This window comes from Mycolicibacterium mageritense (genome assembly GCF_010727475.1).
GTDB classification, from domain to species: domain Bacteria; phylum Actinomycetota; class Actinomycetes; order Mycobacteriales; family Mycobacteriaceae; genus Mycobacterium; species Mycobacterium mageritense.
This window is the reverse complement of the sequence record NZ_AP022567.1, coordinates 6,605,622-6,621,465: the sequence shown is the minus strand read 5'-3', so window position 1 is coordinate 6,621,465 and position 15,844 is coordinate 6,605,622. Positions and strand designations below refer to the sequence as shown.

The following is a 15,844-nucleotide window of genomic DNA, read 5'->3' as shown; positions in this document are numbered from 1 at the left end:
TGAAGACATGGTGGAAACGACCTGTCGCTTGGTTGGAACGCCCTGCCGCGCCGGGAGTTATCCAGCGACCCGGTTCATGCTGTCGCCTTGGGTACCGACCGCTTGCTCGGGCCGTGGGCCGCCTTTCAGCCACACCGCGGAGCCCGGCTTTGCGGCCTCTCGGCGCAACGCCCAGAGCGTGCCCTTGCACACCGCTTCCTTGACCGAGGCGACCACGCGGCCGCGGAACTGGACATTCACCGCCGTGTCGTCCTTGCGGGCGAACTGCAGGATGCCCGATTTCCGGCCCAGGCTGATGCACGCTCCGCTGAACGCCTGGTCGATGACCGCAGGCGTGGTGCCGGCCACCCGGCTCAGGATGGTGTTGGCCGCCTGCGCGCCCAGCGGAGAGGCGGATTGGCAGCTCATGCGCAGCGGTACGCCCGACGGTGACGCGCAGTCACCGGCCGCGACGATGCGAGGATCGTCCACACTCGTCAGGGTCTCATCGGTGAGCAGCCGCCCGATCTCGTCGGTGTGCAGTCCGCTCGCGGTCGCAAGGTCGGGCACGCCGAACCCGGCGGTCCAGATGGTCGCGGCACTGGGCCGTACCGCGCCGTCCGCGAACACCACCGCATGCGGCCGCACCTCCGAGACGACGTCGGTCTCGAGCACCGTGACGCCCAGTTTGCGCAGCGCCTTGGCGACCGAACGTCGTCCGGGTTCGGACAGGTACGGCCCAAGCCGGCCGCCGCACACCAGAGTGACGTTGTGGCCCTGCTCGGCAAGCTCGGTGGCGGCCTCGATGCCGGTCAACCCGGCGCCGACGACGGTGAGCGGCGCATCCGGATGCAGATCCTCGATCACGCCGCGCAGGCGTTGAGCCTGCTCGAATTCGGCCAGCGGATAGGCGTGTTCGGCTGCGCCCGGTACCGACGCGGGTACCTGGCCGGTGCTGCCGACCGCGTAGATGACGTAGTCGTACTCGAGCGCCGGCCGATTCGCGAGTTCGACGGTGCGATTGGTGACGTCGATGCGGGTTGCGGTGTCGACGACGAGTTTGATGTCCTCACCCAGGAGCGGACCGTAATCTGCGGTGGCCTCGTGGGTACCGGCGACGAGCTGGTGCAGCCGGATCCGCTCGACGAACCTCGGCCGCGGGTTGACCAGCGTGATGTCGATGTCGCCCCGCATGCGCAGGTGGTTGGCCGCAAGCGTTCCGGAGTAGCCACCGCCGATGACGACGACCTTGGTTGTGTGCTGTGTTGCGTTGTGAGCAGTCATGCCCCCAAGACACCGCCGGTCGCCCAGATGTGACAGCACGTGCCGCAGATCACTGTGACGGAGCGTCGATGCGTCGTGCGCAGTGAACCGTGACGCGCGGCGGTTCGTGACCTCGAGTTGTGAGTGGCTTTCAGATCCGGTCCGTGTCGAGCCTCGCGCAGCTCGAGCCCCTGCTCGACCGATACGTGCGGATGGTCGTGGAGCGCATGGCGGCAGACAACGGTGTCGATTTCGGTGACCCGGAGCAGGCGGTGCTTCATCACAACCGATTGTTTCGGGAGGAGTCGGTGCGGTTCCTGGTTCCGCCGGGGCGGCTCTTGGCCGCCTACGCCGGTGGCGAACCGGTCGGAGTCGCAGGCATTAAACGGGCCGGACCCCGGACCGGCGAAATCAAACGCATGTACGTAGCGCCCAGCGCTCGTGGCCTCGGCATCGGTCGTGCCCTCCTCGATCGCTTGCTTGACGTCGCGCGGTTCGAACGATTTGACGTCGTGAGGCTGGAAACAGCCTCATTCATGACCGCGGCGCTGCGCCTTTATCGTTCCGCCGGATTCCGCGACGCTCCGCAGTTCGCCGACTCAGAGACTGCGACCAGCGGGATGAAGGGAATCGTGTTTTTGCAGCTGACACTGAATCGCGAATAGTTATCGCTCATTACTCTGGCCGTTGTCGATCTGCTCGCGGAGAATATCGCCGTGGCCCGCGTGCCTGGCGAACTCTTCGATCATCGAGAGCAGGGTCCATCGCATGCTGACCGTGCCCTCGCGCGGATTCTCCTTGGTGTCATCGAGGTCGAATCGGGAGGCAATCTCGCGCGATCGCCCACTGGCGCGCTCGAACTCGGCGATGACGCCTGCGAGCGACTCGTCGTCACCCACGGCGAAGGTACCCTCGTCGCGGCGCGAGTACCCGTCACATTCGGACTCGTCGAGTCCTGCCCAGAACCGCTGGAACCAAATCCGTTCCGCGGCAGCGGCATGCTTGATCAACGAGATCGGTGTCGTGAGCGAAGCGACGAGCCGTCGGCGGGCATCCAAGTCGGACAAGCCGCGTACGGTCTGGATCAGCGCTGCACGGTTCCGATCGAGCATGTTCTCGACGATCTCGCGTTCGGTTCCGTTGGTAATTCGTGTGGTACTCAAGATCTTTCACTCCATTCTGGGGTGTGGCTGGGTCCGTGTCGGCCGCATCGCGCGAGCATGCCACGCCGCGACGTCGATCAAACCTGGAGAGCGTCCGGTGTCAGAGAACAACCGGGATGGGAGATGTGCCCGCGCGAATCGCAGATCGAGCGTGGGCTACCCAGGATCAGTATGCCGAAGATGGTGATTGCAGGCCATACGTCGATGGCGCCGTGCGCGGAGAAAACAGTTGGACGGTGTTCTGTCCGCATTGGTAGCGTGCCCACAACCGTGACAGCACGTGAGGAGGTGAGACCCATGAACGCAGTAACCAGGTGGGTGCTCCCACTCGTGTTCACGGTTCGGTGGTTGACGTAGGTGTCGCCGGGAGCGCCTGAGCAACGGCAATCCCGAAAGGCAGCACCATGCAATTCACCTCAGAGAGATCATCACACGGCGTCGTAGAACGTACCTTCACCCTCGGTGACATCACCGGTGTGCTCTGGTCGCCGGACTCCGGTCCAGATGGCGCGCCCCTGATCCTGGCCGGCCACCCCGGCGGTCTGGACAAGAAAGCCCCCGCACACGTGGCCCGGGCCCGTTCCTCGGTGACCACTGACGGTTTCCACGTCGCCTCCATCGACGCGCCAGGACACGGCGGTCGACCACGAAGCGCGCACGACGACCGCCTCATCGCCGAGTTTCGTCGGGCCCGGGACGAGGGGAGTCCGGCGTTCGGCCGAATCCTCGCCGACTACTGCCAGTCGGTGGCCGAACGCGCTGTTCCCGAATGGCGGGCGACCATCGACGCCCTGCAAGGCCTTCCCGAGATAGGCCGTCATGCCCCGATCGGCTACTCCGGTATGTCGCTGGCCAGTGCGATCGGGATACCGCTCGCTGCGGTCGAACCTCGGATCACCGCCGCGGTCTTCGGGTGGGTGTCCGCACACGACGCGCTGCGCGAGGCGGCGAAACGGGTAACCATCCCGATCGAGTTCCTGCTTCCATTGGACGACAAGGAAATACCGCGCGAATTCGGTTTCGAGTTGTTCGAAACCTTCGCTTCGCGGCACAAGGTGCTGCTGGCCTTCCCCGGCGGGCATCGTCAGGTGCCGACAGATGGACGGATCGACACTCGCTTCTTCCCAAGGAATCTCGGGTAGGCCGGCACGAGTGAACGGGTATCGGCGACCGGCGCCGGCCGGTCGCCGATACCGCGTCGACCTATTGGGCGGTCTGGCGTTGCAACGTGAGGTCTTGGCCGGCCGAGGGCGTGGTGGACCTTCGAAAAATCCGGTTCTTCAGTGCCGCGGCTCGCTTTTCGACGGCGAACCAACTCAAGGCGGCCACAGGCATGACAGCTGTGGTGGCAATGGCAAAGAACGCGAAAGGATTCAACGGTGCGAGACCACAGGTTGCCAGCAACTGTTGGATCGGGAATGCGTAAATGTAGACACCGTAGGAAAAATCGTTGCGCAGCCGCGCTTTGCGGATGAGCGCACCCGAGACGATGATGACGTAAGCCAGCGGCAATGCCCCGATGGCTCGGTAGTTCTGGGTGAATCCGGACGCCGCGACTATGGCGGCGCAGAGCGCGACCAGCGACCACCGTGCCGGAATCTTGTCCTGATACTGGTAAAACATTGCACCGGCGAGGAACACGACGCTGAACCGGGCCAGCATCTGCGGCCAGCTGTGCAGTGGCGGCGTGTACGAGACGTAGGCGCACCAGCAGATGGCCAGGACGAACAGGGTCGGAATTGTCCAGCGCCGCTTCAACAAGCCGACGATCCCCAGCACCGAAACCATGACATCGCACAACAGCACGAAGAAAAGAGTCCAGATCGATCCGTTCCAGACGCCGGGATACGGCACACCCGTGGGCGTTCCGTCGATCCCGATGTAGGCGACGTTGAGCAGGGCATTGTTGGCGAAATACCCGAGCTCTGCGGCCAGCGTGACCGAGGTGTGCTGAATTTTCGCGGCGATCGGTGCGATGATGAACGCAATTGCCAGCAGGCATACCCACAGACCTGGGAAGATCCGCAAGAGTCGAGATGCCCAGTACTCCTTGAGGTGTGGACGGCGGATCCATGCGGCGGTGATGAGAAATCCTGAAATGACGAAGAATCCGTCGGCGAACATGTCGCTGAGCAACCGGGCAACCGGCGCGTAGCGGATCTCGTGGCCCGTCAGCGGCCAGGAATGCCAGAAGACCACCCCGGTCGCGAGAACGAGTCGCCACAGGGTGAGAGCATTGTAGTGACGGTCGAATACGTGGCCAAGCTTCATAATCCCCCCGGGCAGATCAGGTGCTCTGCTTAAGAACATAGGGCACCGCCCCGGCCGTTGCCTGTCCCGTGCTCAGTTGCCTGCGCGCGATACCAGCAGGCGCACGGTGTGTCGGCACGTGAAAGGCGTTGGCGTGCATGCCCGTATGCCGGAAGTGTCGCAAATTCTCTGTGCTGTCGAGCCGACGACGAAGCCTAGTCTTGCCGCAAATCAGGCTTGTTGCCCGCAACCCCTCGGCGATGCGCGTTGGGGTGCGGGTCCGCCGACGTCGACGAACCCGTATGCACCAGAGCAGCGAAAGATCCAGGTCTGAGATCGTGGTGAGCCAAATCGCTGACGAGGGGGCATCCCGTCGTCAGCGCGCGGTCTCCGCATACCGGGCAAGCTGGGCGGCCACCGTGCCCCAGCCGTCGGCGAAGCCCATCTCGGCGTGCCGGTCGCGGGCGGCGGGATCGCCGTGGCGCGCGATGATCCGGTATGCGGTGCCCTCCGGGTGATCACGCATCGTGACCTCGGCCGTCATCGAAATGGGAGCGGGGTCGGCCGGACGCCACGCGCTGTCCACGGCGTTGGTGAACACCAACCGTTCGAACTCCTCCACCAGCAGGAAGCACGCATCGAGATGAGGGACGAACGCGACGCCGTCGTCGCTCATCCGGGTCACGAATGCACCTCCCGCACGGACCTCCAAACGCTCGACGCGACACACCGTGGGCGCCGGTATCCACCACTGCGCCAGGCTCGCGGGGTCGGTCCAGGCATCCCATACGGACTTGCGGGGTGCGCGGATGATCCGTTCGATGCTGAGGTCGAGATCAGGGTTCATGGCGCGGTGCCCTCCTTGGGATTGGTGACGAAATGTTCCAACCGGTCGGTGCGGCCCTCCCAGACGCGCCGCTGCTGCGTGAGCCAGTCGTCGACGACGGCGAGCCGGTCCGGGTTGAGATTGCAGGTGCGTACACGGCCGACTTTCGCCGTGCGGATCAGCCCAGTGGATTCCAGCATCCGCACGTGCTTCATGAACGAGGGCAGTGTCATCGTGGCCTCGCGGGCCAGGTCGCCGACACTCGCCGGTCCTCGACCGAGCTGGTGAATCACGGCCCGCCTGGTGGGGTCTGCCAGAGCAAGAAAGACCCCATCGAGCGTGGCTGAATACTGAGCCATGAGGCTAAGTGTCTACCATTGCAATGCTTAGCGCAAGAGCTAAGTATTGTGGTTTGGTGCGACGTCGGGGACACGCAACGGCACCATCCGGCACCGTGACGAGGCCACGCATATCCTGGTTGATAGGCCACGAAACCGGCCCAACGGCGGCTGCGGCGTATCCGAAGCGGCCGCCGGTGACGAACGACGCCGCACTGTGCGACGCCCGGACACCCGGGAGGCAGCGATGTTCGAAGAAGGACAGCTCTACGCGCCGGTGACGCGCACGGGAGACGACGTCACCGTTCATCTGGCGGCTGACCACCCGGGCGCGGTGGATCCGGCATACCGTGCTCGCCGCAACGCGCTGGCCGCGCTCGCCATGGACTGGCGGCCTGGCACGCCACCGCCGATTGCGACCTATACCGACGCGGAGCAGGAAGTGTGGCGCATCGCCTGCGCTGAGCTCCACAACCTCCACCAACGCCGAGCCTGCGCCACGTACCTGGAGGGCCGAGAGCGACTTCGGCTTCCAGAGGACCACATCCCGCAGCTGGTCGAGGTCAACGAGATGCTCGGGCCGCTCACCGGGTTTCAGTACGTGCCCGCGGCTGGGTTGGTGCCCCTGCGGGAGTTCTACGGATCGCTCGCGGACGGAGTGTTCCATTCGACCCAGTACATCCGGCACCACTCGGTGCCGCTCTACACGCCAGAACCCGACTTGATCCACGAGGTGGTCGGCCACGGCAACTGCCTGGCCCACGATCGTTTCGCGACGCTGTACCGGCTGGCCGGGCAGGCGGCCCGACGAGTGCAAACCCTCGAGGCGCTGGAGTTTGTGTCGAAGGTGTTCTGGTTCTCCCTGGAATTCGGTGTCGTACGTGAACACGGCGAAGTGCGCACGTACGGCGCGGGATTGCTTTCGTCGTACGGGGAGATCCAGCAGATCGAAGCCGCCGACCTGCGCCCACTCGATGTCGGACGGATGGGCGTGCAGACGTACGACATCACGCACTACCAGCCGGTGCTCTTCTGTGCCGACGGGTTCGACGAGGTCGAAGACGTGATCGGCGCGTTCTTCGCCGAAGTCGACGACCACATGGTGGAGCGTCTGTTGCACGACGCCTCCGCGCCCACCTGACCGCGGCGGTCGCTGCTGGTGACCGAAAGGTGAGCCGATACGCTATTCTTTGTCGATTGACAAAGAATGGAGGCGGTCATGCGCGCTGCGGTGATCGAAGAGCTCGCTCGGCCATTGGTCGTTCGAGATGTGCCCGACCCGAGTTGCCCCGCCGACGGGGCGATTGTGCGCGTGATGGCCAACGGCATCTGCCGTACGGACTGGGCGCTGTGGTCGGGAAATTTCTGGGCAGGCGGCCCGCGCGTCACAACGCCGTTCGTTCTGGGGCACGAATTCGCCGGTGTCGTCGAAGAAGTCGGCTCTGAGGTCCGGTGGTGGCATGCGGGCGACAGGGTGACGTTTCCGATGAATCCAGGGGATGGCGACTGTGCGACGTGCCGCGCGGGGCATCAGCACGTATGCGAACACGGCGCCACGTTGGTGCCGGGCGTTTCCTACTGGGGCGCCTTCGCCGAATACGTGGTTGTCCGCTTCGCGGACGCGAACATGGTGGCATTGCCCGAGTCGTTGGGCTTTGTCGCGGCGGCCAGTCTCGGGTGCCGCTACATCGCGGCGTTTCACGGCATTGTCGACCAGGCGCGGGTACGTCCCGGTGAATGGGTTGCGGTCTACGGCGCCGGGGGAGGCATGGGCTTGTCCGCAGTCCAGGTCGCGGCAGCCGCCGGCGCCAACGTGATCGCAGTGGACATTTCCGATGACAAACTTGCCGCGGCACGCCGGCTCGGAGCCGTTCACACCACCACGGCAGCGGCGCCCGAAGCCGCCGCCGAGATCGTCGAGCTCACCGGTGGCGGCGCCCACGTGTCGGTGGATGCGATCGGACTGGCTCATACCTGCCAAGCGTCGGTGCGCTCGTTGCGGACCCGCGGTCGTCACCTGCAGCTGGGCCACACCGTTGCAGCGGACGGCGGTCAGATCGCGGTTCCGATCGATCTCATGCTGATCAAGGAATTGGAGTTCCTGAGTGCATTCGGCATGGCGGGGCACCAATTCGGCCCGATGCTCGCGATGATCGAAGCCGGCCGGCTCAACCCGGACGAGGTCGTCTCCCATACCGTCGGCCTCGATGAGGTCAGCTCGGTGCTCGGTTCGATGGAGTCGTTCGGCACCGCCGGTGTCGTGGTGATCGACCGATTCTAAGGTGAGTTGATGACCGGCAGGCCAAGGGAATTCGACCGAGGTGAAGTGCTCGAAAAGATCCAGCAGGTGTTCTGGGAGCACGGGTACGAGAGCACCTCCATGAGCGATCTGGTGTCGGCGACCGGGCTGGCCTCTGCCCGGCTGTACGCGGCCTACGGCTCGAAGGAGGCGTTGTTCCGGGAGGCGATCGAGCGGTACGAACAGCAAGAGGGAGGATTCGCTGACCGCGCGCTCGCCGAAGAACCGACGGCTCGCCGCGCGATCGAACGAATACTGCGCGAAGCGGTCGACGTGTACACGCAACGCGGTGCCCGCGGCTGCATGGTGGTCAGCTCCGCCACCAATTGCTCACCGGCCAACGACGCGGTCCGACAATGGCTTGCCGAGCACCGGCGCAAGCGCACCGACTCACTGGTCGAACGTCTCCGCATCGCGGTCGCGGCGGGCGAACTTCGCGAGGGGACCGATGCGCAGGCCCTGGGCGACACTTATGCCGTCATGCTGCACGGCATATCGGTTCAGGCGCGAGACGGTGTTCCCCGTGAGCGTTTACTGGCACTGATCGAGCCTGCGATGACACTCCTGGCGTAGCGGGTTGAACTGCGCACTGTCAACCGCCGGTGAGTTGCTCCAGCCGCGAATCAGCCTGCGCCAGAGTGGTTTCAGCATTCTCCAACGTGCTCTTCGCTGCTTTTTCCGATCGCTGCGCGGCGTCGAGCTCAGTCGCGGCAGCCTCGACGTCGCGCTCGGCGGCGGCGAGCGTCTCGAGCAGTTTCTCGTAGCGCCGTCGTGCGGTCGTCACCTTGCCCCGGCATTCGGTCACTGTCGCGCGCGCGTCGTCGTGCGCGGTGCGTGCGGCAGCCACGTGGGATGCGGCGGCGTCGCGGTTGCGTCGGGCCTCCTCGATCGCGGCGACGTCCGGTGGTGGCTGTTTGCCTTTCGGCGACGACGGGGAACGCCGCGACGCCGACCCGGTATCGGACCGGCTATGCGTCACCACCGCGGACGACGCTCCGAAATCGCCGAAACCTGACCACTCCTCGGGTTTCGACAGCCGGCCCAAGCGTGCGGCGACCTCGGGGTCTGCGATGGCCGCCTGCAGTGTGCCTGTGACGTCGTCGCGCACGGCCGCCGTCGGATCCGCCAATCCCGCGGCCGCGAACCCTGCGCGGGCCAGTTCCTGCACCAGCCGCCGCTGGACCACGGACAGCTCACGGATCCGTTGCCCGTCCATGGTTGCGTGTGCGGTACTCAGGGCGTCGTGCAGCTCCGCCAACCGCGGGCGCACTGTCGAGTCGGTCAGGGCCAGCCGGTTCACGACCCATGCCGCCGTCGTCGGTCGCCGAGCTCCGGCGATCACCTTGGCCGCCTCGGCGTCGCCGCGCTTGCGTGCAGCCGCCGCGAGTTCATTGCGGCGCGAGGTGAACTCGTCAGGCTGCATGCCGTAGAGCGAGTCGAGGTCGTCTTCGACGGTCATGGGCGCGACCTGCGAGCACGGGAAGCCACCTTCTGATGTTCGCAGATGTCCGCGTGCGGCGAGGGCAGCGTTGGTTTGCGCGTCTTCGTCAGGGCGTAAGGACGATCCGCCCAAATACCTCGCCGATGTCCATCTGGCGGTGGGCTTCAGCGGCTTTCTCGAGAGGCAGGACTTGGTGCACGACGGCACGCAGGTCGCCGTGTATCGCCGCACGAAATTGCTTCGTACGAATCGAAGCGGTGAGAGCGGCCGGGATTGCGTCGAGGCTGAACGTCGCGAATGAGCGGGACCGTTGGAACGCACTCACGTCCACCAGCCGCATGCCGAAATCCGCCGGCGGCATGCCGGCCACAATGCCGGCAAGGACCAGCCGCCCGTTCGGAGCGAGTCGGTCGAGGAACTCCGGCAGCGCCGGCCCACCCGCGATGTCGATGATCACGTCGAATGACGTCGGCGCAGCGGCGTCGCCGCCTCCGGCGCGGTCTAGTACATGTGTCGCTCCGAGAGCGCGGAGTCGACTTCCGCGCTCCGGCGACGACGTCGTCACCGCGACTGCGCTCGCCCCTCCACGAACCGCAAGCTGCACAGTCGCGATGCCGATGCTGCCCGCCGCACCGCGCACGAGCAGCGACTCACCAGGGGAGAAGTGAGCATGGGCCAGTGCGAAATGCGCGACGGTAGCCGAACCGCCCAGCGTCACTGCGTCATTCGCCGACAAACCGGCCGGCAGCTCGGTGACCTTGTCGATCTGCGCGACCGCCTGCTCGGCGTAGCCGCCTCCGGTTCCGGTGAACGCCCATACCCGCCGACCCACCCACGATTGGTCTTCACCTGCGCCGACCGCGGTCACAGTGCCTGCGATCTCGCTGCCCGGGATCAGTCCCTCGGAAAAACCCAAGCCCGGGACAGCGCCTCGGCGAATCACGGCATCCACCCCGCCCACTCCGATCGCTTCTGTCTCGATGAGCACCTGCCCCGGCGCGGGAGTTGGAGACGCTGTGTCGATCACGGCCATGCCGCTCGGGTCGCCGAATTCCTGGATGATCACTGCGCGCACTGTCGCCTCCGTCGAGCTCGCCGTTCGCTGCGGTACCGTTGCGACGGTAATGGACGCCTGCGTCCACTTCCGTGAAGTGAGAACCATGAGCGATCAACTGCCTCACATGCTCCGCTCCGACGCGCGGGACAACCGCGACCGTCTTCTCAAGGTCGCGCGAGAGCTCTTCTCAGAACGGGGAATGAACGTCACCATGCGCGAGGTCGCGCGCCACGCGAACGTAGGCGCCGCAACCCTGTACCGACGATTCCCGACGAAGCAGATGTTGGTCGATGCCGCTTTCGCGGACGAAATGCGCGAGTGTCACCGCATCGTGGACGACGGTTGCGCGGATCCCGACCCGTGGCGAGGGTTCTGTTCGGTGATCGACCGGATCAGTGTCCTCAACAGCCGCAACCAGGGCTTCGTGGACGCGTTCATGTCCGCGAATCCTCAGCTGCATGCGTTGGCCGTCCACCGCGCATCGCTGCTGCGGTCGCTGGCACAGCTCGCCGATCGGGCCAAGGCGGCCGGCGAGCTGCGTCACGACTTCGTCATCGACGATCTCGTGCTCGTCCTGTTGGCCGGACGCGGACTGTCCTCGACGCCGCCTTCGGTCCGAGAGGCGGCAGCCCGCCGGTTCGCTGCCCTTGCCATCGATGCGTTTCGGCAGTCCGGTGCGAACAGCAGATTGCCACGCTCCCCGGGATCGTTGCCGTTCGGAGTGCCCGGTCGCGTCGCGGACCGCTGAGTTTCGGTGGAGCCCAAAGGCTCAGTTCAGCCGCTCGGTGAGGTGCACTTCGACGTCGTCACCGTCGTTCTTGCCGATGGCCTTGCGGATGGCAGCAGCAACTGGGAGCTTGTGGGTGCCGTCGCCCAGGGCCATGAACGCCCCGGTGAACGGCTGACCGTCGACAGTGCCCGCGACCTTGACCAGACCGCGCGTGCCGAAGATCTGTGCCGAGTCGGGCAGTTGGACGCAAGTCCAGGTGTCTCCTGGACGCGCCTTGCCGAGACGAGCGGTGAACGTGATGTCCAGGGCCTGTGGGGTTGCCATGATCGTGGTGCTCCTTGCTGTCGCGGGGGCGGTCTGATCAGCGCTCTCACCGTGATCATCCTGCTCAATTGGACTGCGCTGCAGACAGAAACTCATCGCCTTCGATCCACGGGCCACGGGTGTACGTCGTGATTTTCACGGTCGCGTGATCTCGGCGGGCGACACCGTCTCGACGAATGCACGGGCCGCGGCCGCGAGTTGGCTGTCCGCGGTGGCCAGCGCGTCGGCTTGTAGCTGGGTCAGCGCGATGTACTCGGCCCGGTAGGTGTCGGGCCAGTTGAGCTTGGCGGCAATTCGCCATGCGTGGTCCTGCATTGACCGGTCCCCGAGAAGCCGGATCCGTAGCCCACGAATATCGTCGAGAATTTTCCGACCGGTGCGTTCATCGATCTCGCCGCGGTGCACAGATTCATACACCAGGGCGAGCGCCTGCGAGCGCAGCAGCGTCGGCGCCGCCAGACTGTGCTGTGGCGGAAGGGTTGTCCCGCTGACCGCGAGATTGATGGCCACCTGTGCATCGACGACAAATGTTGTCATGCCAGAACCTTCGCATGGTCCGGTCTGGATCTGGACAACGAGGATGAAGCGCACGACCGCTCGGGGCGGGTGGAAGTAAGGTCTGCTGCATGGACCTCGAGCCGGTCGAGCAGCGGATCCTGGGCAGCCTCCTGGAGAAGCAGGTCACCGTTCCCGCGTCATACCCGCTGACTCTCTCCAGTCTCCGCACCGCCTGCAATCAGACCAGCAGCCGCGAGCCGGTGATGGAACTCGACGAGCGGACCGTGGAATCGACGGCCCGCGCGCTCAAGGACCGTGGGTTGTTACGCATCGTGTGGGCCGACACCGGACGGCGCACCCTGAAGTATCACCAGACACTTTCGGAGAGCCTCGATCTGGCAGATGACGAGCGCGCGGTTCTCACCGTGCTGCTGCTGCGCGGGGCGCAGGCGCCGGGGGAGCTGCGCACCCGGACCGAGCGGCTCTTCCCGTTCACCGACCGCGCCGCGGTGGAGGCGTGCCTGGAACGGATGGCCGCGCGAGACCAACCGCTGGTGCGGCGGCTCGAACGACGGCCAGGCCAGCAGGACCACCGATGGGTGCACCGGCTGGGTCCGGTCGAGACGGGGGAGATGCCCGCGCGACCCGCGGTCGACCGCGAGGCACCCATCGAGGACTCGCCCGAGGCCCGCGATGACCGGGTACGGGCAACATACGCCGCCGTGGCGCCCACCTATGCGCGTGAGTTGACCGACGAACTCGATGGACTGCCGTTTGAGCGCTGGCTGCTCGACCGCGTGGCGGAGACTGCCGGCGAGCTTCCGGTGATGGATGCGGGCTGCGGTCCGGGCCACGTGACCGCGTACCTGGCCGCCGCCGGCGCTGCCGCGCAGGGACTCGACCTCAGTCCGGAGATGATTGTCGAGGCGCAGCAGCGCTATCCCGACGTCAGCTACCAGGTGGGTGATCTGCGTCGGTTGATGCGGCCGGCGGCTGCTGTCGGCTGGGGCGCTGTGCTCGGGTGGTATTCGCTCATCCACTTGGCGGCGTCCGAACTGCCCAGTGCCATTGCAGCCCTGGCTCGGCCACTCGCATCCGGCGGTCTACTGGTCCTTGCTCTGCACGCGGGGGACGACGTGCGCCGAGTGACCAGTTGGTTCGAGCTTGAGGTGCCGCCGCTGGATGTCGTGCTGCATGACGTGGCGGTCGTCGTTGCGGCGGTACAAGCCGCTGGGCTCACCGCCGTCGAGTGGTATCTCCGCGGGCCGCACGAGTGGCGCGACGAGACCACGCAGCGGCTGTATGTCCTGGCCCGTCGGGACTGATTGCCGGCCTCTCGTCGAGGAGTTGCACCAGTTGGTGCCCCTGTTCGGTCAGGCGGTAGGTGACGCTGCGTCCGACTCTCGTTCCGGCGACTGTTCCCGCATCGCGCAATACGGCGAGATGCTTGCTCACGGTGCCCAGGGACTGGCCGAGAATGTGTGCCAATTGGGTGCTGGTGGCGGGGATTTGAAGTTGGCGTGCGATGCGGGCGCGGCCCGGCCCGAGCAGGGTGGACAGGGCGTCGGTGCCGCCGTCGGCGCCGGCGGTCGGCGCGGCGTGGGGACCGTAGGCGGAATAGACGAGGGCGTAACGCGGCGGTTGTTCACACGTCCACCAACCGCCGGTTGTCGTGCGGGGAACAAAGATGAGCCCGTCATCGATGAGGCGGTCGGGCCAGTGCAGATTGCTGAATCGAATGGCGTTGTCGCCCACCCAGACTGAGCGTTGTTTCATCGTCTCGACGGTGTGCCTCCAGCCGTAAGCCGCGAGAAGCCCGGCCCGGTACATGATGTCGCGCTCGAGAACGCCGCGTCGTCGCGGCCAGTCCGGTTCGACGAACTGCTGCCAGCCCTGCTGGAACAGCTCCGCGGTGCGAGCCGCAAGGTTGGGCGTGTCGAGCCAGTCGAGGCGGTGGGTTTTCCAGCTCGCCGCCGCGGCCGCACGGACCCCGGCGCGGATTTGCTCATCGCTGAACGTTGTCATCGTCGCGAGTTCGTCGCTCAAGCGGGTGTTCATGCCGTGCTCCGGCGGCAGAGCGATCATGTCGGGGAATCGTTTGGTACTGGCGATCAGCGGCAACAGTGCGGCCGCGATCGGGTTGGCGCCTAGCCAGCGACGGTAGGCAGGCTGATGTTCAGCGTGCCAGCGGGCCACGGCGGGATCAGTGCATCGGCGTTGCAACGTGATCATGACGCCCACAGTTTCGGCCAGCGGTGAGATGGCGAAACGGCAGTGGGCCAGCGCATTGGGACTGAGCTTGAGAAGCGTCATATGCTTGCGCCTTTTGTCGTAAGGATGGCAACTGTACCGTTGCGCTCGCCATGCTGTCCGGCTATGCGACTGTCGGCGCTGCGAAGCGCGGTCCACACGCCGTTCGGCTGCTTCGTCTTGGGCAGGGCGGTCTCGCTCGCGGGGAGCGCGATGACGCCTGTCGCACTGAGCCTGGCGGTGCTGCAGGCGTCGCATCGACTCGGCGACCTCGGAGTGGTGTTGGCCGCTCAGGTCACGGCGCATCTGGGTTTGTTGCTGGTGGGCGGGGTGCTGGGCGATCGCTGGTCGCGGCGTGCCCTCTTGATCGGGACGAATCTTGGGGCCGGACTGACCCAAGGCGCCGTCGCCGCCGTCTTGCTCACCGGCCACTACCAACTCGCACTCGTGGCCGGCCTGCAATTCGTCAACGGTGCATTGGAGGCGTTGGCTTCACCTGCGCTGCGCGGCATCGTGCCTGATCTGGTGGAGTCCGCCCGACTGCCACGCGCCAACGCAGCACTGGCAACTGTAAAGAACCTCACGAAGGTTCTCGGGCCGGCCGTTTCCGGTGTGCTCGTCGCGGCAGGCGGTGGTGGCATCGCCGTCGCCGTCGACGCCATCAGCTTCCTGGCTGCCGCGGCGATCTTCGCGAGACTTCGACTGGCCCCGACGCCGCCGGCCAGCCCCCGCAGGAGCGGCATGCTCATTGAGATATGCGAGGGATGGCGCACATTCCGATCGACACGTTGGCTGTGGGCGACCACTGCGTCATTCGCGGTCATCAACCTGGTGGGCACGGGAACATGGCAAATCCTGGGCCCAGAGCTGGCCACCGCGCCGGTGTGGGGCATGGCGTTGAGTGTGCGCGCCATCGGCGCCCTGTTGATGGGTGTGCTGCTGTACCGCATTGCCCCACAACGGTTTCTGTGTGCCGGCCAGATTCTGGCCGCCTTGGGCGCGTTCGGGCTTCTTGGCTTGGGTGGCGGTCTTTCGGCGCCCTGGTTTCTGCTCTGCGCGTTCGTCTCCGGGCTGGGATTCGCTGCTCCTTCGATCGCCTGGGACAGCTGTGTTCATCAGCACGTCCCCCGACAGGAGCTCTCCCGCATCTCGGCATACAACGATCTGCTGTCCTACACCTGTGTCCCCGTCGGACAGTTACTCGTCGGACCGACCGCGGCATGGTTGGGGCCGGCCACCGTCGCTCTGTACGCGGGAATCGGATTTGTGGCCGCAGCACTCACGCCGCTCGGCAGTCGCTCGGTCCGTGAACTCGCCCTGCAACCCACGGGGTGAAACTCGAGTTGCGCGTGCCATCCCGGGACGAGCCAGACGCGGACCGAATACGCATTGAAATCAGTGCACCGGAAGCGATCGTTGCCTGCTT

18 protein-coding genes are annotated in these 15,844 nt (G+C 65.8%); 8 read left to right on the top strand and 10 right to left on the bottom strand.

Features of this window, described 5'->3' with window-relative positions:
• Nucleotides 1-57: 57 nt before the first annotated feature.
• The gene (locus tag G6N67_RS31855; RefSeq protein WP_036440283.1) at nucleotides 58-1,263 is read right to left on the bottom strand and encodes an NAD(P)/FAD-dependent oxidoreductase; all 1,206 of its coding nucleotides are present in this window, start codon (nucleotides 1,261-1,263) and stop codon (nucleotides 58-60) included.
• 143 nt (nucleotides 1,264-1,406) lie between these two features.
• Between G6N67_RS31855 and G6N67_RS31850 the strand changes: the two genes are divergently transcribed.
• Nucleotides 1,407-1,907 carry a GNAT family N-acetyltransferase gene (locus G6N67_RS31850; RefSeq protein ID WP_163642372.1) on the top strand — a complete coding sequence of 167 codons (501 nt, stop codon included), beginning with the start codon at nucleotides 1,407-1,409 and terminating at the stop codon, nucleotides 1,905-1,907.
• Here the strand turns inward: G6N67_RS31850 and G6N67_RS31845 are convergent, their stop codons facing one another.
• Nucleotides 1,908-2,405, bottom strand: a complete 498-nt coding sequence (locus tag G6N67_RS31845; protein WP_036440286.1) for a DinB family protein — start codon at nucleotides 2,403-2,405, stop codon at nucleotides 1,908-1,910. It abuts the gene before it with no gap.
• A gap of 404 nt (nucleotides 2,406-2,809) precedes the next feature.
• Between G6N67_RS31845 and G6N67_RS31840 the strand changes: the two genes are divergently transcribed.
• Nucleotides 2,810-3,547: a dienelactone hydrolase family protein gene (locus tag G6N67_RS31840; protein WP_036440288.1), complete on the top strand. Its 738-nt coding sequence runs from the start codon at nucleotides 2,810-2,812 to the stop codon at nucleotides 3,545-3,547.
• A gap of 61 nt (nucleotides 3,548-3,608) precedes the next feature.
• Here G6N67_RS31840 and G6N67_RS31835 read toward each other — a convergent pair whose 3' ends face one another.
• From G6N67_RS31835 to G6N67_RS31825, 3 genes are all read right to left on the bottom strand, one after another.
• Nucleotides 3,609-4,676, bottom strand: a complete 1,068-nt coding sequence (locus G6N67_RS31835; protein WP_051579197.1) for an acyltransferase family protein — start codon at nucleotides 4,674-4,676, stop codon at nucleotides 3,609-3,611.
• Nucleotides 4,677-5,031: 355 nt separating this feature from the next.
• On the bottom strand, nucleotides 5,032-5,502 hold the full coding sequence (locus G6N67_RS31830; protein ID WP_036440291.1) for an SRPBCC domain-containing protein: 471 nt from the start codon (nucleotides 5,500-5,502) through the stop codon (nucleotides 5,032-5,034).
• Nucleotides 5,499-5,840 (bottom strand): ArsR/SmtB family transcription factor, encoded by a 342-nt coding sequence (locus G6N67_RS31825; RefSeq protein ID WP_036440294.1) that lies wholly within the window; start codon nucleotides 5,838-5,840, stop codon nucleotides 5,499-5,501. The genes G6N67_RS31830 and G6N67_RS31825 overlap by 4 nt, the downstream gene beginning before the upstream one ends.
• Before the next feature lie 226 nt (nucleotides 5,841-6,066).
• Here G6N67_RS31825 and G6N67_RS31820 point away from each other — a divergent pair, with 226 nt between their 5' ends.
• From G6N67_RS31820 to G6N67_RS31810, 3 genes are all read left to right on the top strand, one after another.
• The gene (locus G6N67_RS31820) at nucleotides 6,067-6,960 is read left to right on the top strand and encodes a phenylalanine 4-monooxygenase (RefSeq protein ID WP_036440297.1); all 894 of its coding nucleotides are present in this window, start codon (nucleotides 6,067-6,069) and stop codon (nucleotides 6,958-6,960) included.
• A gap of 78 nt (nucleotides 6,961-7,038) precedes the next feature.
• Nucleotides 7,039-8,100, top strand: a complete 1,062-nt coding sequence (locus tag G6N67_RS31815) for an alcohol dehydrogenase catalytic domain-containing protein (protein WP_036440842.1) — start codon at nucleotides 7,039-7,041, stop codon at nucleotides 8,098-8,100.
• A 9-nt stretch (nucleotides 8,101-8,109) separates the two neighbouring features.
• The gene (locus tag G6N67_RS31810; RefSeq protein ID WP_036440300.1) at nucleotides 8,110-8,691 is read left to right on the top strand and encodes a TetR/AcrR family transcriptional regulator; all 582 of its coding nucleotides are present in this window, start codon (nucleotides 8,110-8,112) and stop codon (nucleotides 8,689-8,691) included.
• 19 nt (nucleotides 8,692-8,710) lie between these two features.
• On the opposite strand, the gene G6N67_RS31805 is transcribed toward G6N67_RS31810, so the two are convergent.
• Nucleotides 8,711-9,577: an efflux RND transporter periplasmic adaptor subunit gene (locus G6N67_RS31805; RefSeq protein WP_036440303.1), complete on the bottom strand. Its 867-nt coding sequence runs from the start codon at nucleotides 9,575-9,577 to the stop codon at nucleotides 8,711-8,713.
• Nucleotides 9,578-9,665: 88 nt separating this feature from the next.
• On the bottom strand, nucleotides 9,666-10,634 hold the full coding sequence (locus G6N67_RS31800) for a zinc-binding dehydrogenase (protein ID WP_036440306.1): 969 nt from the start codon (nucleotides 10,632-10,634) through the stop codon (nucleotides 9,666-9,668).
• Between the two features lie 85 nt (nucleotides 10,635-10,719).
• On the opposite strand from G6N67_RS31800, the gene G6N67_RS31795 reads away from it, so the two are divergent.
• Nucleotides 10,720-11,364 carry a TetR/AcrR family transcriptional regulator gene (locus G6N67_RS31795; RefSeq protein WP_036440845.1) on the top strand — a complete coding sequence of 215 codons (645 nt, stop codon included), beginning with the start codon at nucleotides 10,720-10,722 and terminating at the stop codon, nucleotides 11,362-11,364.
• 21 nt (nucleotides 11,365-11,385) lie between these two features.
• On the opposite strand, the gene G6N67_RS31790 is transcribed toward G6N67_RS31795, so the two are convergent.
• Both G6N67_RS31790 and G6N67_RS31785 read right to left on the bottom strand, forming a co-directional pair.
• Nucleotides 11,386-11,670 (bottom strand): DUF1905 domain-containing protein, encoded by a 285-nt coding sequence (locus G6N67_RS31790; protein ID WP_036440848.1) that lies wholly within the window; start codon nucleotides 11,668-11,670, stop codon nucleotides 11,386-11,388.
• 135 nt (nucleotides 11,671-11,805) lie between these two features.
• The gene (locus G6N67_RS31785; RefSeq protein ID WP_036440309.1) at nucleotides 11,806-12,207 is read right to left on the bottom strand and encodes a type II toxin-antitoxin system VapC family toxin; all 402 of its coding nucleotides are present in this window, start codon (nucleotides 12,205-12,207) and stop codon (nucleotides 11,806-11,808) included.
• Nucleotides 12,208-12,296: 89 nt separating this feature from the next.
• Between G6N67_RS31785 and G6N67_RS31780 the strand changes: the two genes are divergently transcribed.
• Nucleotides 12,297-13,493 (top strand): DUF480 domain-containing protein, encoded by a 1,197-nt coding sequence (locus G6N67_RS31780; RefSeq protein WP_036440311.1) that lies wholly within the window; start codon nucleotides 12,297-12,299, stop codon nucleotides 13,491-13,493.
• Here the strand turns inward: G6N67_RS31780 and G6N67_RS31775 are convergent.
• The gene (locus G6N67_RS31775) at nucleotides 13,405-14,577 is read right to left on the bottom strand and encodes an ArsR/SmtB family transcription factor (protein WP_197747943.1); all 1,173 of its coding nucleotides are present in this window, start codon (nucleotides 14,575-14,577) and stop codon (nucleotides 13,405-13,407) included. The genes G6N67_RS31780 and G6N67_RS31775 overlap by 89 nt on opposite strands.
• On the opposite strand from G6N67_RS31775, the gene G6N67_RS31770 reads away from it, so the two are divergent.
• Nucleotides 14,482-15,753 (top strand): MFS transporter, encoded by a 1,272-nt coding sequence (locus G6N67_RS31770; protein ID WP_308289842.1) that lies wholly within the window; start codon nucleotides 14,482-14,484, stop codon nucleotides 15,751-15,753. The genes G6N67_RS31775 and G6N67_RS31770 overlap by 96 nt on opposite strands.
• The last annotated feature ends 91 nt before the right edge of the window (nucleotides 15,754-15,844 follow it).